Here is a 21,032-nt window from a genome sequence, read left to right as displayed (position 1 = left end):
CCCCGCGGACCTCAGCCCAGCGCCACCAGGATCAGCACCAGCACGGCTCCCACCACCGCCGGCGCCAGCACCTCGTAGGCCCACCGCACGGTGATCTCGCCCTGCGCCGGTTCCGCCCGGTGCCGCGCCTCGTGCAGTCCGCGCAGCTCGTCCATGATCCGGTCGGTCTCGGCCCGCACGGGCCCCTCGGAGACGGAGTCCCCGCCGAGGCCGCCGCCCAGGCCCCGCATCCCGAGCGCACTGCCGCGGCCCTCGTCCCGGCCCATCTCCCGCCGGGCCTGTGCCGTCGCCCTCATCTCGCGCCGCGCGGCCTTCTTGCGGGCGCGCAGCGACACGGGCACGGCCCACAGCTGGTACTTCGCGCCGGACTCGGTGAGGACCTCGTTGGAGTAGGAGGAGCGCAGCGAGGCGACCTGCCCCCAAGGCACGACGACGAGCCGGAAGGGGTTGCGGATCCGCAGCCGGTCGTCGCCGGCGTACACGGCGGGCCGCAGGGTGAAGGCGACGACCAGCGGTACGACGAGGAGCAGCACGGCGAGCGCGAGCCAGGGCGTGCGTCCCTCGCCGGAGAGCACCGCGTCGATGCCGAGCCACCCGGCGATGGCGAGCAGCAGCACACCACCGGCGATGGCCGGGACCGACCGGTACACCCGGTCCTTGGACTCGGGCTCCGAGGGCTGCGGCGCCGGTGACTGGGGTTCGGGGCTGGTCATGTCTCGATTCTGCCGGACCCTTCCTCCGGCCCTTCATCCGCCCGGGGAGCAGCGGCGGATCCGCTTCGGAAGAATCGGGGGCTGTACAGCCGCTACGCGCGTAGATATGCTCGTCTGGTGACCATGCCCAGTTCTGCACTCACCGCAGCTCACCCCCTCAAGGACGTCGCCGCGTCCGACAGCTCGCTGCGCCGCTTCCTCCACGGGCTCCCCGGCGTCGACGCGGTCGGGCTCGAGGCCCGTGCGGCCTCCCTCGGCACCCGTTCGATCAAGACGACCGCGAAGGCGTACGCCATCGACCTCGCCATCTCGATGGTCGACCTGACGACGCTGGAAGGCGCGGACACCCCGGGCAAGGTCCGGGCGCTCGGCGCGAAGGCGGTCAAGCCCGACCCGACCGACCGTACGACGCCCGCGACGGCCGCGGTCTGCGTCTACCCCGACATGGTCGCCGTGGCCAAGGAGGCCGTCGCCGGCTCCGGCGTGAAGGTCGCCTCGGTGGCCACGGCGTTCCCGGCCGGACGCGCCGCGCTCGACGTCAAGCTGGCCGACGTGCGGGACGCCGTCGCCGCTGGTGCGGACGAGATCGACATGGTCATCGACCGCGGAGCGTTCCTCGCGGGTCGATACTTGAAGGTGTACGACGAGATCACCGCCGTGAAGGAGGCCTGCGGCACCTCGGCGCGCCTGAAGGTCATCTTCGAGACCGGCGAGCTCTCGACGTACGACAACATCCGCCGCGCCAGCTGGCTCGGCATGCTGGCGGGCGCGGACTTCATCAAGACCTCCACCGGAAAGGTCGCGGTCAACGCGACCCCGGCGAACACGCTGCTGATGCTGGAGGCGGTGCGCGACTTCCGGGCGCAGACCGGCATCCAGGTCGGCGTGAAGCCGGCCGGCGGCATCCGCACCTCCAAGGACGCCGTCAAGTTCCTCGTGCTGGTCAACGAGACCGCGGGCGAGGACTGGCTGGACAACCACTGGTTCCGCTTCGGCGCCTCCTCGCTGCTGAACGACCTGCTGATGCAGCGGCAGAAGCTGGCCACCGGCCGCTACTCCGGTCCCGACTACGTGACGGTGGACTGATCACCATGGCATCGGTATTCGAATACGCCCCGGCCCCCGAGTCGCGCGCGATCGTCGACATCGCGCCCTCCTACGGCCTGTTCATCGACGGCGAGTTCGTCGAGGCGGCCGACGGCAAGGTCTTCAAGACCGTCTCGCCGTCCTCCGAGGAGGTCCTGTCCGAGATCGCGCAGGCCGGTTCCGAGGACGTCGACCGCGCGGTGAAGGCCGCGCGCCGGGCGTTCGAGAAGTGGTCGGCGCTGCCGGGCGCGGAGCGCGCGAAGTACCTGTTCCGCATCGCTCGGATCATCCAGGAGCGTTCGCGCGAGCTCGCCGTCCTCGAAACCCTCGACAACGGCAAGCCGATCAAGGAGACCCGCGACGCGGACCTCCCCCTGGTCGCCGCGCACTTCTTCTACTACGCGGGCTGGGCCGACAAGCTCGACCACGCCGGCTTCGGCGCGAACCCGAGGCCGCTCGGCGTCGCGGGCCAGGTCATCCCGTGGAACTTCCCGCTGCTGATGCTCGCGTGGAAGATCGCCCCGGCGCTCGCCACGGGCAACACGGTCGTCCTGAAGCCGGCCGAGACGACCCCCCTGTCCGCGCTGTTCTTCGCGGACATCTGCCGCCAGGCCGGCCTGCCCAAGGGTGTCGTCAACATCCTCCCGGGCTACGGCGACGCGGGCGCGGCGCTGGTCGCCCACCCGGACGTGAACAAGGTGGCCTTCACCGGTTCCACGGCCGTCGGCAAGGAGATCGCCCGCACGGTCGCCGGGACCCGCAAGAAGGTCACGCTCGAACTGGGCGGCAAGGGCGCGAACATCGTCTTCGACGACGCCCCCATCGACCAGGCCGTCGAGGGCATCGTCAACGGCATCTTCTTCAACCAGGGCCAGGTCTGCTGCGCGGGCAGCCGCCTGCTGGTGCAGGAGTCGATCCAGGAGGAGCTCCTGGAGTCCCTGAAGCGCCGCCTGTCCACGCTGCGCCTCGGCGACCCGCTGGACAAGAACACGGACATCGGCGCGATCAACTCCGAGGAGCAGCTCACCCGCATCACCTCGCTCGTCGAGCAGGGCGAGGCGGAGGGCGCCGAGCGCTGGTCGCCGGCGTGCGAGCTGCCGGAGAGCGGCTACTGGTTCGCCCCGACGCTGTTCACGAACGTCACCCAGGCGCACCGGATCGCCCGCGACGAGATCTTCGGGCCGGTGCTGTCGGTGCTGACGTTCCGCACGCCGGACGAGGCGGTCGCCAAGGCCAACAACACGCCGTACGGCCTGTCCGCCGGCATCTGGACGGAGAAGGGCTCGCGCATCCTGGCGGTCGCGAACAAGCTCCGCGCGGGTGTCGTCTGGTCCAACACGTTCAACAAGTTCGACCCGACGTCGCCGTTCGGCGGTTACAAGGAGTCGGGCTTCGGCCGCGAGGGCGGCCGCCACGGCCTGGAGGCGTACCTCGATGTCTGACAAGTCCGAGCAGCAGCGCCTGAGCGTCTTCAAGACCTACAAGCTGTACGTCGGCGGGAAGTTCCCGCGTTCCGAGAGCGGCCGGGTGTACGAGGTGACCGACACGAAGGGCAAGTGGCTGGCGAACGCACCGCTGTCCTCCCGCAAGGACGCCCGGGACGCGGTCGTCGCGGCGCGCAAGGCGTTCGGCGGCTGGTCGGGGGCGACGGCGTACAACCGCGGTCAGGTGCTATACCGCGTCGCCGAGATGCTGGAGGGCCGCCGCGACCAGTTCACGCGCGAGGTGGCCGACGCGGAGGGCCTGTCCAAGTCCAAGGCGGGCGTGGTCGTCGACGCGACGATCGACCGCTGGGTCTGGTACGCGGGCTGGACCGACAAGATCGCCCAGGTGGTCGGCGGCGGCAACCCGGTCGCGGGTCCGTTCTTCAACCTGTCCTCCCCCGAACCGACGGGCGTGGTCGCGGTGCTGGCGCCGCAGGAGTCGTCGTTCCTGGGCCTGGTGTCGGTGCTCGCCCCGGTGATCGCGACCGGCAACACGGCGATCGTGGTGGCCAGCGAGAAGGCCCCGCTGCCCGCGCTGTCCCTGGCCGAGGTGCTGGCCACGTCGGACGTCCCCGGCGGCGTGGTCAACGTCCTGTCGGGCCGCACGGCGGAGATCGCCACCCCGCTCGCGTCCCACCAGGACGTCAACGCGATCGACCTCGCGGGCGCCGACGAGGTGCTGGCGAAGGAGCTGGAGATCGCCGCGGCCGACAACCTCAAGCGGGTTCTCCGTCCACAGCCTGTGGATTACACGGAGACGCCCGGCACCGACCGCATGACGGCGTTCCTGGAGACCAAGACGGTCTGGCACCCCACGGGTTCGCTCGGCGCGTCGGGTTCCTCCTACTAGGAGCCTTCCGGCGGGCACGTCCCCCGGGCACCTCACAGCCGAAGCCCCGGCCCTCCTCCGTCCGGGAGGGCCGGGGCTTCTTCCGTGCCCGCGCCTACTGCTGCTGCGACAGCAGCCCGACCGCCTGCCCCACCACCGGGATGCTCCCGATCGACTGCGCCTGCGCCACGGGACCCGTCAGCGCCTGGGACGTCATCGGCTTGAAGTCGGCGAGGCCGGTGCCGATGCCGTTGTCGAGCGGGTCGACTCCCGTACCGGCGAGCGGATTGGGCTTGAGGCCGGCGACCGGGCCGGTGACGTAGCCGACGGTGCCGGTCACGGCCTGGAGGCCGGACTGCGGGTCGATCTTGCCGAGGGAGGTGGGACGGGAGTTCACCACGCCCAAGACCGACTCGGTGTCCGCCGCGGCCGACGCGGCGCCCGCCCCCAGCGCCACGCCCGCGGTCGCGAGGACGGCCAGGGCACGCTGGGCGGCCGGCTTCTTGGGAGAGTCGTGTCGGGCCATGACTGCCACCTTCTACTGCACTGGGTAATCGTGTCGGGACCGAGGGTAGTTGAGGTGTGACGCGCGCATCAAAGCCGACCCGCGGGGTCGTACGGCCCCCGGTGGATGCCTCACACTGGTGTCCCGTGAGTTCTCCTCTGCCCCTATCGACGCGCGTCGTGCTGCTCTGCGGCCCTTCCGGCTCCGGCAAGTCCCTCCTCGCGGCCCGCTCCGGCCTTCCGGTGCTGCGGCTCGACGACTTCTACAAGGAGGGTGACGACCCGACCCTGCCCCTGGTGGCGGAGAGTTCCGACATCGACTGGGACCATCCCGGCTCGTGGGACGCGGACGCGGCCGTCGCCGCCATCGTGGAGCTGTGCGGCACGGGCCGTACGGACGTCCCCGTCTACGATCTCTCGCTGAGCGCCCGTACCGGCGCCGACACGGTCGACATCGGGCGGACCCGGCTGTTCATCGCGGAGGGCATCTTCGCCGCGGAGATCGTCACGCGCTGCCGTGAACTCGGCGTCCTCGCCGACGCGCTGTGCCTGAGCCGGGGCCCGGTGCAGACGTTCCGCCGCCGCTTCCTGCGGGACCTCAGGGAGGGCCGCAAGTCCGTGCCGTTCCTGCTGCGCCGCGGCTGGCGCCTGATGCGGCAGGAGCGCACGATCGTCGCCCGTCAGACGGCGCTGGGCGCGTACGCCTGCGACCGCGACGAGGCGATGGGCCGACTGGCGGCAGCGGCGGCCGGCCGGTGCGCGGGGCTCGGCACGGCGGCCTGATGCCCCGGGCGGACGCCGGGACCACGCTCGCGACCGAACTGGGCGCGCGGGCACAGGACGTCCAACGGGTGCGCACCCCGCGCGGGGGCACCCTCCTGGGCTTCCGGTGCACGCCGGACGCGTGCCTGGACGTGTGGCGGCGCGCCCGTGAGCGCCACGCGGACACGGGATGGTGGCCGTTCATCACCCACACTCAGCCGTCGGACTGGGAGTGGGCAGACCTACCGGACGGCAGTCACCGCGGCGAGACCCACGGGCCGTTCGTCGCCCGACTGGTGGAGCTTCAGGCGGGGGAACTGCTCAAGGAGGCGGAGACGTTCCGGCCGCCGACGGGACGCCTGCCCGTGCGGGACCTGGACGACCTGGCCGGACGACTCGTCGCCGCCGTTCCGCACTCCGCGCCGCCCCGGCCCGCGGAAACACGCCTCGCCACCTTCTTCGCGGGGCCGCCGGAGTGGATCTGCCTCGTCCCCACCGGGGACCCGGCCGGGCTGCCGGAACTCCTGGACGCTCCCGACACACCGAACCACACCCCGTTCCCGGGCCGGGAGTCCCTCTCGTACCGGGATCACGCCGACGTCCTGCGCGAGTGGCACGACCGGTTCGGGGCCGAGATCTGCTACCTCGACACCGACGCGCTCCTGCTGTCGGTCCGGAACCCTCCGACGGATCCGCTCCAGGTGGCGCGGGTCGCGATCGAGCACTACGCGTACTGCCCCGACTTCGACCAGCTCATCGGCGGGCTGCCGGAGGTCGCCGCACACCAGGCGCCGACGCGGTTCTGGTTCTTCTGGTGGGACTGAGCCGCCCGACTCAGCCGCGGGAGCACACAGCATGAGAAGCGGGACTGGACGGACCCCCCGGCCCTCCAGTCCCGCTTCCGTACTCCCCCGTTGTCCTCCCCCGAGTCCCCCCGCTGTCCTGCGGAGACACCCCCCAGCGTCTCTGCAGTCCCCACTCTCCTACCAGGACGCCCCCCGGCGTCCCCGCGGTTCCCCCGTGGGGCCCCCTTGTGGTGCTCCCCCCCGAACCTTCAGGCGACGAGCTCGCCGAAGGCGTCCTCCTCGTCACGGCCGAAGCTGAGGACCTCGTCCTCGCGCAGCCGGCGGAGCGACCGCCAGATGCTGGACTTCACCGTGCCGACACTGATGTCGAGGATCTCCGCGATCTCCGGGTCCGTGCGGCCCTCGTAGTAGCGCAGGACCAGCATGGTGCGCTGGAGTTCGGGCAGCCGGGCCAGCGCCTGCCACAGGACCGCGCGCAGCTCGGTGCCGCGCATCGCGTCCGTGTCGCCGGGCGTCTCCGGCAGTTCCTCGGTCGGGTACTCGTTGAGCTTGCGGCGCCGCCAGGCGCTGATGTGCAGGTTGGTCATGGTGCGGCGGAGGTATCCGCCGACCGCGGCCTTGTCGCTGATCCGGTCCCACGCCCGGTAGGTCGAGAACAGCGCGCTCTGCAGCAGGTCCTCGGCCTCGAAGCGGTCGCCGGTCAGGTGGTAGGCGGTTGCGTACAGGGAGGCGCGACGCTCCTGGACGTAGGCGGTGAACTCCGCCTCCGTCAGCGAGCGGCGCTCCCCCGAGCCCTCCCTGTACGCGGCTCCCCCGTGAGCCGCCCCCGTCCCCTTGTTCTCCCCCGTGTGTGCGTCGACCACCGTCATGAACCCGGTGTGCTGACGCCCGGTACCGCGAGCGCACCCCCGCCCGCTCGTGGCACCGGACTTCTCGGACCCCCTGTGCACGTCGTGCAGACGCGTGACAACTGCGCTGGTGCTGATGCCGTGCAGCGTGTTCATCTCGCGCCCCCCGTCGTGGACTTCCGATGTGCGGCCCGCCGGTTGGGCGGGCTTCCTTGCCTGTGCCGAAAAGCTTGCCGCGGCACTTTCATGGCCGTGTCCGCCGACTGTCACAGACCTGTCACAAGGGTCGGCCACACCTCGTCCACAGGTCGTCCACACACCCCGGCGGTACCGGCCCGCATCGAGTGGGACCCACCGGTCGAACCCCGGCCCCTCCATGGGCCAGAATGAGCGCGTGCCTTCCCTGTTGCTGATCGAGGACGACGACGCCATCCGGACGGCCCTGGAGCTCTCACTGACGCGCCAGGGCCACCGCGTGGCGACCGCTGCCAGCGGTGAGGACGGTCTGAAGCTGCTCCGCGAGCAGCGGCCGGATCTGATCGTGCTGGACGTGATGCTGCCCGGCATCGACGGGTTCGAGGTGTGCCGGCGCATCCGGCGCACGGACCAGTTGCCGATCATCCTGCTGACCGCGCGCAGCGACGACATCGACGTGGTGGTCGGGCTGGAGTCCGGCGCCGACGACTATGTCGTCAAACCGGTGCAGGGGCGGGTGCTCGACGCCCGGATCCGGGCCGTGCTGCGGCGCGGCGAGCGGGAGTCGAACGACGCGGCGAGCTTCGGCAGCCTCGTCATCGACCGCTCGGCGATGACGGTCACGAAGAACGGCGAGGACCTCCAGCTCACGCCGACCGAGTTGCGGCTGCTGCTGGAGCTGAGCCGGCGGCCGGGCCAGGCGCTGTCCCGCCAGCAGTTGCTGCGCCTGGTCTGGGAGCACGACTACCTGGGCGACTCGCGGCTCGTGGACGCCTGCGTCCAGCGGCTGCGGGCCAAGGTCGAGGATGTGCCGTCGTCCCCGACGCTGATCCGTACCGTGCGGGGTGTCGGCTACCGGCTGGACGCGCCTCAGTGACCCAGGCGCACCAAGGGGGGGCCCGCGGCTGGACCGGGGCGCGCAAGGGAGTTCTGTCGGGGCTGCGCTTCACCAGCCTGCGGCTGCGGCTGGTCGTCGTGTTCGGTCTGGTGGCCCTGACGGCCGCCGTGTCCGCGTCGGCCATCGCGTACTGGCTCAACCGCGAGGCCGTGCTCACCCGCACCCAGGACGCCGTGCTGCACGACTTCGAGCAGGAGATGCAGAACCGGGCGGGCGCGCTTCCCGAGCGTCCCACGCAGGACGAGCTGCAGCACACGGCGGGCCAGATGGCGGGCAGCGACCAGCGTTTCAGCGTGCTGCTGGTCGGCCGCGACGCCGAGGGCCGGACCGTCTACGGCAGCTCCGGCGGGCTGAACGGCTTCTCGCTGCGTGACGTGCCCGAGTCGCTGCGCACGGCGGTCAACAGGACGCAGCAGGTCGACGAGGCCAACAAGTACCCCTATCACCTGTACTGGCAGCGGATAGTCGACCACGACACCCCGTACCTGGTCGCCGGTACGCGGGTGATCGGCGGCGGCCCGACCGGTTACATGCTCAAGTCGCTGGAGCCGGAGGCCAAGGACCTCAACTCGCTGGCCTGGTCGCTGGGCATCGCCACGGGGCTCGCGCTGATCGGCTCGGCGCTGCTGGCGCAGGCCGCGGCGACGACCGTGCTGAAGCCGGTGCAGCGGCTCGGGACGGCCGCGCGGCGGCTCGGCGAGGGCAAGCTGGACACCCGGCTCAGGGTGTCCGGGACCGATGAACTCGCTGATCTGTCGCGGACGTTCAACAACGCCGCGGAGGCGCTGGAGAAGCGGGTCGCCGAGATGGCCGCGCGGGACGAGGCGTCCCGGCGGTTCGTGGCGGACATGAGCCATGAGCTGCGGACGCCGCTCACCGCGATCACCGCCGTGACGGAGGTGCTGGAGGAGGAGCTGGAGGCGGAGACCGGGAGCATGGACCCGATGATCGAGCCCGCCGTCCGGCTGGTCGTCAGCGAGACGCGGCGGCTGAACGACCTGGTGGAGAACCTGATGGAGGTCACCCGCTTCGACGCGGGCACCGCCCGGCTGGTCCTGGACGACGTCGACATCGCCGACCAGATCACCGCCTGCATCGACGCCCGCGCCTGGCTGGACGCGGTCGAGCTGGACGCCGAGCGGGGCTTGCACGCCCGCCTGGATCCGCGGCGCCTGGACGTCATCCTGGCGAACCTCATCGGCAACGCGCTCAAGCACGGCGGCTCCCCGGTGCGGGTGTCCGTGCGGGAGGCGGACGACTCGATCGTCATCGAGGTGCGGGACCACGGGCCCGGCATCCCGGAGGACGTCCTGCCGCACGTCTTCGACCGCTTCTACAAGGCCAGCGCCTCGCGGCCGCGGTCCGAGGGCAGTGGCCTGGGACTGTCCATCGCGCTGGAGAACGCCCACATCCACGGCGGTGAGATCACCGCGGCGAACTCGCCCGATTCGGGCGCGGTGTTCACGCTGCGGCTGCCGCGCGGCACGTCGCCGGCGGAGGAGCAGCCCGCCGAGGACGAGCCGGCGCCGGGGAGCGGTGGCGACCGGCCCCGGGGCGAGGACGCGAAGGGGGACGTATGAGGACCGCGCGTGGGGCGGCCGTATCCCGGCTGCTCGCCGTTCCGGCGCTCGCCGTGCTGCTGGCCGGCTGCGGGATCCGGGCCACGGAGGTGCCGACGAACTTCGGGCCCGCGCCCTCGCGGGTGCAGTGTTCCCTCTCCGAGCCGGACGTCTCCGCCCAGGCGGCGCGGGGGCTGCCGGTGCAGGTGTTCCTGCTGTGCGGGTCCTCGCTGGTGACGGTCGACCGGACCGTGCGGGTCCCGGAGGGCGCGGCGGACTCCGAGCGGCGCCTGCTCGTCGCGCAGGGCCTGCTGGACCAGCTGGCCGCACCGCCGTCGACCGCCGAGAAGGAAGCCGGCTACAGCACGGACGTCCGCGGCGGCATCACCGTCGGCGAGCCGCGCCCCGGTGACCCGGACGACACGCTGCGGCTGAGCACGGCGCCGGCCGGTCTCACCTCGTACGCCCTCGCGCAGATCGTGTGCACCTTCTCCGACTCGGCGGCGGCCGACGGCGACGGTTCGGTCGTGCTGGGCGGCCCCGGCGCCGAGAGCCCGCGCCGCTACGAGTGCACCGACGAGGTACGGGCCCGCCCGGGCAGCACGGAGCCACCGTCGAAGGACGCAGCCGGGGAGTGACCGGGCCGGGGCTGCGGCACATACCCGTAGCCGACGGTGACCGGGCTGGGGCTGCCGCTCATGCCTGTGCTCGGGGGACCCGCCCGGGGCTGTAGTGGTTCCCGTGGCCGGAGGGTGACCTGCCGGGGCTGTGGCGCATGCCCGTGGCCCGGCAGGGTCGTTCGCCCGGGACCGTTGCGTACGCCCGTCCCGGGAAGGGGCCCCCTCGGGGCTGTGGCGTATGACTCATGGGGTCGGCGGGGTCGATCCCGGAACCGAAGGCGTCGGAGGCGGCGTCTTGGGGGGCGTGCAGCGTCAAGGCTCCATCGGCGGCAGCGCCGCGTCCCGCATCCGTGTGACAGGAGGTGTCCTCCTCGTCGCACACCTGGCGTTCGTCGCCTGGCTCACGCTGCGGCCGCTGGACGTGCCCTGGGTGATGCCGGCGAATCTCAGGCCGTTCGCGGGTATCCGGGCCGATCTCGCCCTGGGCTGGCCCGAGGCGGCCCGCCGGATCGGAGAGGGGCTGGCCCTGCTCGCGCCGCTGGGTGTGCTGCTGCCGCTGGCCGGCGGCAGACTGGACGTCTCGCCGCTGGCGTCCCTGCTGCGCACCGTCGCGGCCGCCGCGCTGCTCTCCTGGGGCATCGAGCTGCTGCAGACGGGCGTGCCCGGTCAGGTCGTCGACGTCGACTCGCTGTTCCTGAACACCCTGGGCGTGGCCCTCACGCATCTCGCGCTGGTCCCGGCGGGACGCTCCTGGCTGCGCCGCCGCACCACCGCCCGGCCACCGCGCACGCCCCTGCTCGCGGAGGAGCCGGCTCAGGGTCGGACCCCGACGATTCCCAGGGTCGGGATCGCCCCGTGGAGCGACGCTTTGCCCCCTTCGTCTCCGTAGCGTGGAGGGCAGATGGGGTACTCGGACGAGAGGCCTCACACACCCTCACGAAGGAGTCGCACATGTCCCGCCTCGCCCGCCCCACCCACGGCCGCATGATCGGCGGAGTGTGCGCCGCACTGGCACGGCGCTTCGGCACCTCGGCCACCACGATGCGGGTGATCTTCCTGATCTCGTGCCTGCTGCCCGGCCCGCAGTTCCTGCTGTACATCGCGCTGTGGATCCTGCTGCCCGCGGAGGACACGACCCACGGCAAGGCCCGAACGGCCTGGTAACGCCCGTACGCGAGAACGCCGATGGGGCGCACCCCGAGCGGGTGCGCCCCATCGGCAGGTGTGTCCGCGTGGGCGGCGGGTCAGCCGACCGGCACGCCGTTCACCGGCAGGCCGTGCGTGGGCAGCCCCTGCACCGGGAGCCCGCCCAGCAGCTTGGCGGCCGGGCCCGTCGGGCCGTGGGCGAGGATCTGCTCGGCGATCGGCTGGGCGGCGGCGAGACCGGCACCGGCCGCCGTCTGCCCCTGGCCCAGCGCCTCACCCGAGCCCGGCAGCGTCTGGGAGAGCTGCTCCGCCGGGAGCGCCGCGGTGACGGTCTCCAGGGTCTGGGCGGTGTCCGGGAGGGCGGCGTTGGCGGCGCCCGCACCGGAAGCGGCGAAGGCGGCACCGAGAGCGGCGACACCGAGGGACTTGGCAGCAGACTGCTTCATGAAATGCGTCCTCGTAACGGGATGACGAAAGTGGGTGAGCGGTCCAGCGACCGTAGACACCCGGCACCACCCGCCGCAAACATCGAAATGCGGACGGATTGTGAACACGGTCGGCGCCCGTCGTGAGCCGAATACCTCCGATTCAGTCGTCCGAGGGGGCGGAACCGCTGGTGGAGGCGGTTTGACGGAACAACCATTCGGATTTCAGCTCGGCATATCCGGGCTTGATGACGTCATTGATCATGGCCAGTCGTTCATCGAAAGGAATGAACGCTGATTTCATCGCATTGACAGAGAACCACTGCATGTCGTCGAGTGTGTATCCGAATGCCTCGACGAGATGCTCGAATTCCCGGCTCATGCTGGTGTGGGACATCAGCCGGTTGTCCGTGTTGACCGTGGCCCGGAAGTGCAGCCGGCGCAGCAGACCGATGGGGTGCTCGGCGTACGAGGACGCGGCCCCGGTCTGGAGGTTGGAGCTCGGGCACAGCTCCAGCGGGATGCGCTTGTCCCGGACGTAGGAGGCGAGCCGCCCGAGTTCGACCCGGCCGTCCTCGTGGACCTGGATGTCGTCGATGATCCGCACGCCGTGCCCGAGCCGGTCGGCGCCGCACCACTGGAGGGCCTGCCAGATGGAGGGCAGCCCGAAGGCCTCCCCGGCGTGGATGGTGAAGTGGTTGTTCTCGCGCTTGAGGTACTCGAAGGCGTCCAGGTGCCGGGTGGGCGGGTAGCCGGCCTCGGCGCCCGCGATGTCGAAGCCGACGACGCCCAGGTCCCGGTATCGGTTGGCGAGTTCGGCGATCTCCAGGGCGCGGGCCGCGTGCCGCATGGCGGTGAGCAGCGCGCCCACGCGGATGCGCGCGCCGTTCTCCCGGGCGCGCCGCTCCCCTTCCCGGAAGCCCTCGTTGACGGCCTCGACGACCTCTTCGAGGCTGAGGCCGCCCTCCAGGTGCTGCTCGGGGGCGTAGCGCACCTCGGCGTAGACGACGCCGTCCGCGGCCAGGTCCTCGGCGCACTCGGCGGCGACCCGGACCAGGGCGTCCCGGGTCTGCATGACGCCGACGGTGTGGGAGAACGTCTCCAAGTACCGTTCCAGGGAACCGGAGTCGGCGGCCTCGCGGAACCAGACGCCGAGCTTGTCGGGGTCGGTGTCCGGGAGCTGGGTGTAGCCGTTCTCGCGGGCGAGTTCGACGATCGTGCCGGGGCGCAGACCGCCGTCGAGGTGGTCGTGCAGCAGAACCTTGGGCGCCCGGCGGATCTGGTCCGTTGTCGGGGTGTTCGCAATGGTCTGGCTCGTCATTTCCGCACTCTAACTCCTACGCGCGTAGACGGCGCGTTGCCGTACCCCGTGCGTTTTCGTCGATACGCAACGGTGACCCCGGCGACGGGTCGCGTACACCCGCGCTTCTGACACTGTTCTGTCATGGCACACCAAGTGACGCCGGTTCGCAGGGCACGGCTGGGCAGGGCACTCGGTCCGGAACCGACGGCGGTGAGCGGCGTGGTGCTGCTGCTCCCGGGCGGCGACGAGGTCTCCGGCCGCAGACCGTCGCCCCTGCTGGCGACCGCCTCGGTGCGCGCCGTCGGACGCCGGCTGGCCCGCGCGGGCCGGGACGAGGGCCTCGCCGCGCACGTCGTGCACTACCGCTGCCGTGGCTGGAACGGCAGCGACGCCAACCTCGCGCAGGACGCGACATGGGCGGCCGACGAGGTCGTACGGCGGTACGGGGACGTCCCGGTCTGCCTGCTCGGTCTCGGGATGGGCGGCCGGGCCGGGCTGCGGGCGGGTGGTCACGACGCCGTCAACTCCGTGCTGGCGCTCGCCCCTTGGCTGCCGGAGGAGGACATCTCGGCGCCACCCGAACCGGTGAAACAGTTGGTCGGGCGCCAGGTGCTGATCGTGCACGGCACGAACGACGGGCGGACGGATCCGGAGCTGTCGTTCCGGCTGGCGGCGCGGGCGAAGAAGGCGAACCGGGACGTGTGCCGGTTCGAAGTGCACGCGGACGGGCACGGGTTGCATCAGTACCGGGACGAAGTGCTTGCACTGGCCGAGGACTTCGTGATGGGGGCGCTGTTCGGGCGGGCGGTGTCGCGGCCGGTGCGGGATGCGTTCGCCGCTCCGCCGCCGTTGGGGTTGCGGATGCCGTTGGCCGCGGGGTTCAGTCCTTCGAGGCGGTAGCGCCGCTGGGGTGCCTGTCCGGCGGCCCGTGCCGGTCGCATGTGGCTCGTCGCGCAGTTCCCCGCGCCCCTCAAGTCGGCAGCAGACTGCCCCTTCTCGAGAGCAGGAACCTCTTGAAAGCCGCCACCGGGGGTGTGTCCGGGTGGCCTTCCAGCCAGGCGACGCCGATCTCGCGGACGGCTCTCGGTGCCGTGACCGTCAGTTCCACGACGCCCGGGCGGGGGACGGCCGGTGGGGGCAGGAGGGCCACGCCGAGGCCCGCCGCCACCAGGCCCCTCAGCGTTTCCGCCTCCTCCCCCTCGAAGGCGATGCGGGGTTTGAAACCGGCCTCCTTGCAGAGGTCGTCGGTGATGCGGCGCAGGCCGTAGCCGGGTTCCAGGGTGACGAAGGTTTCGTCGGCGGCCTCGGCGAGGCGGATGCGGCGGCGGCCCGCGAGGGAATGGTCGGCGGGGACGACCAGACGCAGCTTCTGCTCGTCCAGGCGGCGGGCCACCAGGTCGGGGGCGTCCGGCACCGGGGACGTCAGGCACAGGTCGAGCTCGCCGGCGCGCAGGCCTTCCAGCATGGCCTCGCCGTAGTTCTGGACGAGGCTGAAGCGCACGCGCGGGTGGTCGGCGCGGAAGGCGTGCAGGAGGCCCGGTACGGTCTCGGCGCCCATGGTGTGCAGGAAGCCGAAGGCGACCTTGCCGGTGGTGGGGTCGGCGTCGGCGCGCACCTCCTCGGCGGCGCGCTCGACCTCGGCGAGGGCCCGTTCGACGGAGGCGAGGAAGGTGCGGCCGGCCGGGGTGAGGGAGACGGTGCGGCCGTGCCGGGCGAACAGGTCGACGCCCAGGTCCTGCTCCAGGCGGGCCATGGAGCGCGAGAGGGTCGACTGGGGGACGTTCATCTCCTGGGCGGCGCGCGTGACGTGCTCGGTGCGGGCGACGCCCGCGAAGTACGCCAGGCGCGGAGCCAGCAGTTTCGACATCTCCGCCCTGCCTTCTGTGTCACTGCTTGGTGACAGGCGAGGCTGTGAGCTTCGTTGATGCGCCATGGGAACGATTATCACCGTTCCATGCATTGGACGGATGAGTGCGGGCGTCCGTAGGTTCGAGGCATGTCTCCCGCCAGTACCGGGGCGTCCACCGTCGTGGGCGCCGATGCCTCTGTCCCTGCCGTCGACTCACGCGTCTCCCCGGGTGGCCCCGGCTACCGCCGGATGAGCTTCGCCCTCTTCCTCGCGGGTGTCGCGACCTTCGCGCTGCTGTACTCCACCCAGGCCCTTCTCCCGCTGATCTCCGGCGAGTTCGGGGTGGCGGCGAGCGACGCGAGCTGGACGGTGGCCGCCGCGACGGGCGGGCTGGCGCTGTTCGTGCTGCCGATGAGCGCCCTGTCGGAGCGCTTCGGACGCCGGGCGGTCATGACCGCGTCGCTGGCCGTGGCCGTCACGCTCGGGCTGCTGGTGCCCCTGGCCCCCTCCCTCGGTGTGCTGGTCGCGCTGCGGGCGTTGCAGGGCGCGGCCCTGGCCGGCCTGCCGGCGTCGGCGACCGCGTACCTCGCGGAGGAGGTCAGCCCCAAGGCGCTGGTCACCGCGATCGGCCTGTTCGTCGCGGGCAACAGCGTGGGCGGGATGAGCGGCCGGGTCATCACCGGCTGGGTCGCGCAGGAGTGGGGCTGGCGGGTCGCCGTCGGAGTCATCGGGGTGATCGCCGTGGCGTGCGCGGTGGCCTTCCGGCTGCTGCTGCCCGCGCCGAGGCACTTCAAGGCCGGCTCGCTGCGCCCGCGGGTCCTGGCCCGTACGGTCCGTGACCACCTGTCCAACCCGCTGCTGTGCCGGCTGTACGCGATCGGCGCGCTGTTCATGACGGTGTTCGGCGGCGTGTACACGGTCATCGGCTACCGGCTGACCGAGGCCCCGTTCTCGCTGCCGCAGGGCATCATCGGCTCGATCTTCCTGGTGTACCTGGTGGGCACGGTGTCGGCGTCGACCGCGGGCCGGCTGGTCGGACGGCTGGGCCGCAGGGGCGCGCTGTACGCGGGCGGCGGCACGACCGCGGCGGGCCTGCTGCTGTCCCTGGCGGGCTCCCTCCCGCTGGTCCTGCTGGGTCTGGTCCTGATCACGGCGGGCTTCTTCGCGGGCCACGCGGTCGCCTCCTCTGCGGTCAGCAAGACGGCCACGCACGGCCGCGCCCAGGCCTCGGCGCTGTACCAGTCGGCGTACTACATCGGCTCCAGCGCGGGCAGCACGCTCGGCGCGATCGCCTTCCACGCGGGCGGCTGGGCCGGGACGGTCGGGGTCGGCCTGCTGGCGGTCCTGGGCGTCGTGACGATCATCGTCTTCGGAACCCGGGCGGCCCGCCTGCAACGCCGCCACCTGGCCGCGGCGGCCTGAGCCTCGGCGCCGGTCCCCCTGTTCGGGTCCGGTGGTCAGTGGGTGCGGACACCGTCCGCGCCGGCTGACCACCGGACCGGGGCAGGGGGATTTCTGTCGGACTGCTTCGACCTGCGCTTTCGTGCGCCCGGGGGGCCGTTGTCAGTGGGCTGCGGTAGCTTCCGAAGTGCTGGGGCGCAACGGCGCGTGAACAGAACGTCCACAGGGGTGGGTGGAGATGGCGAACGGCACGGCGACACCGACGGACCTTGACACCAGGCTGGAGGCACACCGCACGGAGCTGACCGGCTACTGCTACCGCATGCTCGGCTCCTCCTTCGAGGCCGAGGACGCGGTGCAGGACACGATGGTCCGCGCCTGGCGCAGCTACGACAAGTTCGAAGGCCGCTCCAGCCTGCGCTCCTGGCTCTACCGCATCGCGACCAACGTGTGCCTGGACATGCTGAACGCGGGCAACAAGCGCGCCCGGCCCATGGATCTGACCGAGTCCACCCCGCTCGCCCGGGCCGCCCTCTCCCCCCGACCGGACAACACCTGGCTGGAGCCCATGCCGGACGCCCGTGTGCTGCCCACGACCGGCGACCCGGCGGAGGCGGCGGTCGCCAAGGAGTCCGTGCGGCTCGCCTTCATGGCCGCCCTGCAGAAGCTCCCGGCCAAGCAGCGCGCCGTGCTGATCCTGCGCGAGGTCCTGGCCTGGAAGGCCAGTGAGGTCGCCGAGCTGCTGGACACCTCGGTGGCGTCGGCGAACAGCGCCCTCCAGCGGGCCCGCGCCACCCTGGCCGAGCGGCGGGAGCCGGGCGCCGACGCGGCCGTCTCCGACCCACTGGACGAGGACCAGAAGAAGCTGCTCGACCGCTACGTGGCGGCCTTCGAGGGCTACGACATGACGGCGCTGACGGCCCTGCTGCACGAGGACGCGGTCATGACGATGCCGCCGTTCGACCTCTGGCTGACCGGCACGCGGGACATCACCGGCTTCATGACCACCCTCGGCGCGCCCTGCGCCGGCTCCCGGCTGGTGCCGGTGCAGGTCAACGGCCTGCCGGGGTTCGCCCAGTACAAGCCGGACCCGGAGAAGGGCGGCTTCACCCCGTGGGCGGTGCAGGTGCTGGAGATCTCAGACGGCCGGATCACCGGGTTCCACTGCTTCCTCGACACCCAGCGCTGGTTCCCGCTCTTCGATCTCCCCCTCCACCTCGAAGCGGAGCCCGACCAGGTCGAGCAGGGCGCGTAGGGCCGGGTCGGGGGCGCGCAGCCGGATGCCTCCCCCGGCGCGGCGGGCGGCCAGCTGGAGTTTCGCCAGCAGGTCGACGGCGGCGAGGCCCGGCGGCCCCAGTCCCCCGACGTCGCACACCACGACCCGGGCACCGCTGCCGTGCAGCAGTGCCCGCACATCGTCGCTGAGCCCCCTCACCTCGTCCCGGGTGACGGGGCCGGGCAGTACGAGTACGGGCGGTGTCATGGCGTCCACGATCGGTAGACCGGGCGGACAGCGGTAACTCATCGCGGGGTGGCGCATCGCGATGTCCCGTCCTCCCGGGGGGCGCGGTCACGGCGGGTCGGCGCCGTGAGGATCACATTGACCCCGCCCGCGTCTTCCCCAGAGGGTTGGGTGTATGCCCCAACCACCCGCTCCCGCCGCGCTGCCCGATGCCTTCCCCGCCGGTGAGGGGGCGCCGTGCAGGGGGTGCTGAGCGGGTTCGCGGTCATCGCCGTCGTCATCGGTGTCGGCTATCTGATCGGCCGCCGGGGGTATCTGGGCGACGGCGGCCGCGAGGTCCTGACCAAGCTCGCCTTCCACGTGGCGTCCCCGGCGCTGCTCTTCACGACCCTCGCGCAGGCCGACCTGTCGGTGATCTTCTCCGACCGGCTGCTGGTCACGGCGATGAGCACGGCAGCGGCGGCGGGTGTCTTCGTGGCGGTGGGCGCGGCGCGCGGGTGGGGCGTGGGCCGGACCACGATCGGCGCGCTGTGCTCCAGCTACGTCAACTCCGGGAACCTGGGCATTCCGATCGCCGTGTACGTGCTGGGTGACGCCTCGCTGGTCGCGCCGGTGCTGCTGTTCCAGCTGGTCGGGGTGACGCCGGTGGCGCTGACGGTCCTGGACCTGGCGAGCGGCGGGGCGAAGCGGCCCCTGTGGCAGCGGCTGCTGACGCCGTTGCGCAATCCGATCGCGCTGGGCTCCCTGGCCGGGGTGGCGGTCTCGGCGTCCGGCCTCACGGTGCCGGGCCCTCTGCTGGATCCTCTGACCCTGATCGGCAACATGTCGGTCCCGGCGGTCCTGCTGGCGTTCGGCATCTCCCTGCGCGGCAGCACGCTCCCGCTGCGCGGTGCGGAACGGGCCCCGGTGCTCCTCGCGGTCGCCCTGAAGTCCGTGGTGCAGCCTGTGGCCGCCTGGGCCCTGGCGGCGGGCGTCTTCGGTCTGCGCGGTGCCTTGCTGCTCGACGTGGTGGTGACCTCCGCGCTGCCGGCGGCACAGAACCTCTTCACGTACGCGAGCAGCTACCGGGTGGGCGAGGTACTGGCGCGGGAGGCGATCCTGCTGTCGACGGTGCTGGCGGTGCCGGTGCTGGTGGTCGTGGCGGCGGTGCTGGGGTGACTCAGTTCTCGGCGAACTCGCCGGTGTCGAGTTCGAGGCCGAAGGGCTCGGGCAGCGCGATACGTTCTCCGAACTTGCCCGCGTCGAGAACCCGGTAGACATCCCGTTGCGGTTCGCCGTAGAGCGTGATGGTGGGGCCGCCGGGGGCCCAGCCGTCGATGAGCAGATACAGCGGGACACCCGCCTGGGCGCAGCCTGCTGCCTTCTTGATCCGGTCGTGCGCCGCGTTCGACTTGGACGTGATCTCGACGATGAGTTCGGCGGCAGCTGCTGGGATGAAGTTGCCACCCTCGTCACGCAGCACCTGCCTGGGGGCTACCGCGAGATCAGGAATGTAGAGCCCGTCGCGGGACGGGACGGCCGTACCCAGAGTCTGGTAGATGCCCCAGTGCCTCGGGATGACCTCGTACAGGGCTCGCTGAACCAGGTCAGCGATGCCGTTGTGGGCGTTGGACGGCGGTGGTGCCACGGTGACGATCCCCTCGATGATCTCCACCTTGCAGCCCTCGGGCGCGTCCGTCTCCTGCCAGATCCGAACGAGGTCGTCCCACTCGTGGCCGTCGGCCGTCGAGTGGTCGACGGTGAGTGCGCTCATGGCGGTTCTCCAATCGGTGCGTCACCGATCCCAGCATGCCGAACGGGACCGGTGGGGGTCCACCGGTCCCGCTCACCCGAAGGGGAAACCGCCTGGTCAGGCGATACGTTCCAGCACCACCGGCGACGCCGTGAAGTCCGTGCCGGGCGCGGCCACGTCGTAGGAGCCCTCGATCGACTGGAGGGCGTACTCGAAGCGCTCGGGCGTGTCGGTGTGGAGGGTCAGGAGGGGCTGGCCCTCGGTCACCGTGTCGCCCGGCTTGGCGTGCATCTCGACGCCGGCGCCCGCCTGCACCGGGTCCTCCTTGCGGGCGCGGCCCGCGCCGAGGCGCCAGGCGGCGACGCCGATGTCGTAGGCGTCGAGGCGGGTCAGGACGCCCGAGGCCGGAGCCTTGATCACGTGCTGCTCGCGGGCCACCGGCAGCGTCGTGTCCGGGTCGCCGCCCTGGGCCGCGATCATGCGGCGCCAGACGTCCATCGCCGAGCCGTCGGCGAGGGCCTTCGCCGGGTCGGCGTCCTTGACGCCGGCCGCGTCGAGCATCTCGCGGGCAAGGGCGATCGTCAGCTCGACCACGTCCGCGGGGCCGCCGCCCGCCAGGACCTCGACCGACTCGCGGACCTCCAGGGCGTTGCCGGCCGTCAGACCGAGCGGGGTGGACATGTCCGTCAGCAGCGCGACCGTCTTCACGCCGTGGTCCGTGCCCAGGCCGACCATCGTGGAGGCCAGCTCGCGGGCGTCCTCGATGGTCTTCATGAAGGCGCCGGTGCCGACCTTCACGTCCAGGACCAGCGAGCCCGTGCCCTCGGCGATCTTCTTGGACATGATCGAGGAGGCGATCAGCGGGATCGCCTCGACCGTGCCGGTGACGTCCCGCAGGGCGTAGAGCTTCTTGTCGGCGGGGGCCAGGCCGTCGCCCGCCGCGCAGATGACCGCGCCGGTGGTGTCGAGGACGTTCAGCATCTCCTCGTTGGACAGCAGCGCGCGCCAGCCGGGGATCGACTCCAGCTTGTCGAGGGTGCCGCCGGTGTGGCCGAGGCCGCGGCCGGACAGCTGCGGGACGGCCGCGCCGCAGGCGGCGACCAGGGGGGCCAGGGGCAGTGTGATCTTGTCGCCGACGCCGCCCGTGGAGTGCTTGTCGGCGGTCGGGCGGGACAGGGACGAGAAGTCCATGCGCTCGCCGGAGGCGATCATCGCGGCCGTCCAGCGGGCGATCTCGCGGCGGTTCATGCCGTTCAGCAGGATCGCCATGGCGAGAGCGGACATCTGCTCGTCGGCGACCTCCCCGCGGGTGTACGCGTCGATGACCCAGTCGATCTGTGCGTCGCTGAGCTCACCGCGGTCCCGCTTGGTGCGGATGACGGAGATGACGTCCATGGCCATGGCTTGGCT

Annotated in this window: 23 protein-coding genes; 14 read left to right on the top strand and 9 right to left on the bottom strand. The window is 71.8% G+C overall.

From position 1 onward, the window contains the following. Window positions 1-11 precede the first annotated feature (11 nt). Window positions 12-713, bottom strand: coding sequence for a PH domain-containing protein (locus ACFV20_RS00590; protein WP_385650698.1), 702 nt, complete (start codon window positions 711-713; stop codon window positions 12-14). A 123-nt stretch (window positions 714-836) separates the two neighbouring features. Here ACFV20_RS00590 and deoC point away from each other — a divergent pair, with 123 nt between their 5' ends. The 3 genes from deoC to ACFV20_RS00575 are packed head-to-tail and all read left to right on the top strand — an operon-like array spanning window position 837 to window position 4,133. Further along, entirely contained in the window at window positions 837-1,799 is a 963-nt protein-coding gene (gene deoC / locus ACFV20_RS00585) for a deoxyribose-phosphate aldolase (protein ID WP_385650695.1), read from the top strand. A gap of 5 nt (window positions 1,800-1,804) precedes the next feature. Further along, window positions 1,805-3,241 (top strand): aldehyde dehydrogenase family protein, encoded by a 1,437-nt coding sequence (locus ACFV20_RS00580; RefSeq protein WP_385650692.1) that lies wholly within the window; start codon window positions 1,805-1,807, stop codon window positions 3,239-3,241. Further along, window positions 3,234-4,133, top strand: a complete 900-nt coding sequence (locus tag ACFV20_RS00575; protein ID WP_385650689.1) for an aldehyde dehydrogenase family protein — start codon at window positions 3,234-3,236, stop codon at window positions 4,131-4,133. Before ACFV20_RS00580 ends, ACFV20_RS00575 begins: the two co-directional genes overlap by 8 nt. 94 nt (window positions 4,134-4,227) lie before the next feature. On the opposite strand, the gene ACFV20_RS00570 is transcribed toward ACFV20_RS00575, so the two are convergent. After that, entirely contained in the window at window positions 4,228-4,638 is a 411-nt protein-coding gene (locus ACFV20_RS00570) for a hypothetical protein (RefSeq protein WP_385650686.1), read from the bottom strand. A 56-nt stretch (window positions 4,639-4,694) separates the two neighbouring features. Between ACFV20_RS00570 and ACFV20_RS00565 the strand changes: the two genes are divergently transcribed. Together ACFV20_RS00565 and ACFV20_RS00560 are read left to right on the top strand one after the other, a co-directional pair. Further along, entirely contained in the window at window positions 4,695-5,399 is a 705-nt protein-coding gene (locus tag ACFV20_RS00565) for a uridine kinase (RefSeq protein WP_385650683.1), read from the top strand. Next, window positions 5,399-6,202, top strand: a complete 804-nt coding sequence (locus ACFV20_RS00560) for a DUF4253 domain-containing protein (protein WP_385650681.1) — start codon at window positions 5,399-5,401, stop codon at window positions 6,200-6,202. The genes ACFV20_RS00565 and ACFV20_RS00560 overlap by 1 nt, the downstream gene beginning before the upstream one ends. Before the next feature lie 230 nt (window positions 6,203-6,432). Here the strand turns inward: ACFV20_RS00560 and ACFV20_RS00555 are convergent, their stop codons facing one another. Then, complete coding sequence (locus ACFV20_RS00555) at window positions 6,433-7,188, bottom strand: SigE family RNA polymerase sigma factor (RefSeq protein ID WP_385650679.1); 756 nt, start codon at window positions 7,186-7,188, stop codon at window positions 6,433-6,435. 238 nt (window positions 7,189-7,426) lie between these two features. Here ACFV20_RS00555 and afsQ1 point away from each other — a divergent pair, with 238 nt between their 5' ends. From afsQ1 to ACFV20_RS00530, 5 genes are all read left to right on the top strand, one after another. Then, complete coding sequence (gene afsQ1 / locus ACFV20_RS00550) at window positions 7,427-8,104, top strand: two-component system response regulator AfsQ1 (protein ID WP_053675520.1); 678 nt, start codon at window positions 7,427-7,429, stop codon at window positions 8,102-8,104. Beyond that, window positions 8,101-9,705 carry an ATP-binding protein gene (locus ACFV20_RS00545; RefSeq protein ID WP_385650675.1) on the top strand — a complete coding sequence of 535 codons (1,605 nt, stop codon included), beginning with the start codon at window positions 8,101-8,103 and terminating at the stop codon, window positions 9,703-9,705. The genes afsQ1 and ACFV20_RS00545 overlap by 4 nt, the downstream gene beginning before the upstream one ends. Continuing rightward, window positions 9,702-10,322 (top strand): hypothetical protein, encoded by a 621-nt coding sequence (locus tag ACFV20_RS00540; protein WP_385650672.1) that lies wholly within the window; start codon window positions 9,702-9,704, stop codon window positions 10,320-10,322. The genes ACFV20_RS00545 and ACFV20_RS00540 overlap by 4 nt, the downstream gene beginning before the upstream one ends. Before the next feature lie 286 nt (window positions 10,323-10,608). After that, on the top strand, window positions 10,609-11,193 hold the full coding sequence (locus ACFV20_RS00535; protein ID WP_385650670.1) for a VanZ family protein: 585 nt from the start codon (window positions 10,609-10,611) through the stop codon (window positions 11,191-11,193). Window positions 11,194-11,255: 62 nt separating this feature from the next. Then, window positions 11,256-11,468 carry a PspC domain-containing protein gene (locus ACFV20_RS00530; RefSeq protein ID WP_362234956.1) on the top strand — a complete coding sequence of 71 codons (213 nt, stop codon included), beginning with the start codon at window positions 11,256-11,258 and terminating at the stop codon, window positions 11,466-11,468. Window positions 11,469-11,548: 80 nt separating this feature from the next. On the opposite strand, the gene ACFV20_RS00525 is transcribed toward ACFV20_RS00530, so the two are convergent. Both ACFV20_RS00525 and ACFV20_RS00520 read right to left on the bottom strand, forming a co-directional pair. Continuing rightward, window positions 11,549-11,896 (bottom strand): ATP-binding protein, encoded by a 348-nt coding sequence (locus tag ACFV20_RS00525; RefSeq protein ID WP_385650667.1) that lies wholly within the window; start codon window positions 11,894-11,896, stop codon window positions 11,549-11,551. A gap of 142 nt (window positions 11,897-12,038) precedes the next feature. Continuing rightward, window positions 12,039-13,196, bottom strand: coding sequence for an adenosine deaminase (locus tag ACFV20_RS00520; RefSeq protein WP_385650665.1), 1,158 nt, complete (start codon window positions 13,194-13,196; stop codon window positions 12,039-12,041). Window positions 13,197-13,319: 123 nt separating this feature from the next. Here ACFV20_RS00520 and ACFV20_RS00515 point away from each other — a divergent pair, with 123 nt between their 5' ends. Continuing rightward, window positions 13,320-14,078, top strand: a complete 759-nt coding sequence (locus ACFV20_RS00515; protein WP_385650663.1) for an alpha/beta hydrolase — start codon at window positions 13,320-13,322, stop codon at window positions 14,076-14,078. Between the two features lie 70 nt (window positions 14,079-14,148). Here the strand turns inward: ACFV20_RS00515 and ACFV20_RS00510 are convergent, their stop codons facing one another. Next, window positions 14,149-15,111, bottom strand: a complete 963-nt coding sequence (locus ACFV20_RS00510) for a LysR family transcriptional regulator (RefSeq protein WP_385650661.1) — start codon at window positions 15,109-15,111, stop codon at window positions 14,149-14,151. A 63-nt stretch (window positions 15,112-15,174) separates the two neighbouring features. Here ACFV20_RS00510 and ACFV20_RS00505 point away from each other — a divergent pair, with 63 nt between their 5' ends. Both ACFV20_RS00505 and ACFV20_RS00500 read left to right on the top strand, forming a co-directional pair. After that, on the top strand, window positions 15,175-16,449 hold the full coding sequence (locus ACFV20_RS00505) for an MFS transporter (protein ID WP_385650659.1): 1,275 nt from the start codon (window positions 15,175-15,177) through the stop codon (window positions 16,447-16,449). A gap of 217 nt (window positions 16,450-16,666) precedes the next feature. After that, window positions 16,667-17,683 carry a sigma-70 family RNA polymerase sigma factor gene (locus ACFV20_RS00500; protein ID WP_385650657.1) on the top strand — a complete coding sequence of 339 codons (1,017 nt, stop codon included), beginning with the start codon at window positions 16,667-16,669 and terminating at the stop codon, window positions 17,681-17,683. Here the strand turns inward: ACFV20_RS00500 and ACFV20_RS00495 are convergent. Beyond that, window positions 17,567-17,953 carry an STAS domain-containing protein gene (locus ACFV20_RS00495; RefSeq protein ID WP_385651258.1) on the bottom strand — a complete coding sequence of 129 codons (387 nt, stop codon included), beginning with the start codon at window positions 17,951-17,953 and terminating at the stop codon, window positions 17,567-17,569. The two genes, ACFV20_RS00500 and ACFV20_RS00495, sit on opposite strands and share 117 nt — an antisense overlap. Before the next feature lie 174 nt (window positions 17,954-18,127). Here ACFV20_RS00495 and ACFV20_RS00490 point away from each other — a divergent pair, with 174 nt between their 5' ends. Beyond that, complete coding sequence (locus ACFV20_RS00490) at window positions 18,128-19,048, top strand: AEC family transporter (protein ID WP_385650655.1); 921 nt, start codon at window positions 18,128-18,130, stop codon at window positions 19,046-19,048. A gap of 1 nt (window position 19,049) precedes the next feature. On the opposite strand, the gene ACFV20_RS00485 is transcribed toward ACFV20_RS00490, so the two are convergent. Both ACFV20_RS00485 and ACFV20_RS00480 read right to left on the bottom strand, forming a co-directional pair. Next, window positions 19,050-19,643, bottom strand: coding sequence for a Uma2 family endonuclease (locus tag ACFV20_RS00485; protein WP_385650652.1), 594 nt, complete (start codon window positions 19,641-19,643; stop codon window positions 19,050-19,052). 96 nt (window positions 19,644-19,739) lie between these two features. Continuing rightward, entirely contained in the window at window positions 19,740-21,023 is a 1,284-nt protein-coding gene (locus tag ACFV20_RS00480) for a thymidine phosphorylase (RefSeq protein WP_385650650.1), read from the bottom strand. Between the last annotated feature and the right edge of the window lie 9 nt (window positions 21,024-21,032).

Origin of the sequence: Streptomyces sp. NPDC059696, assembly GCF_042733745.1 — a bacterium.
Taxonomy (GTDB): Bacteria; Actinomycetota; Actinomycetes; order Streptomycetales; family Streptomycetaceae; genus Streptomyces.
The sequence above is the reverse complement of the archived record's forward strand: the minus strand, read 5'-3'. Positions and strand labels throughout refer to the sequence as shown.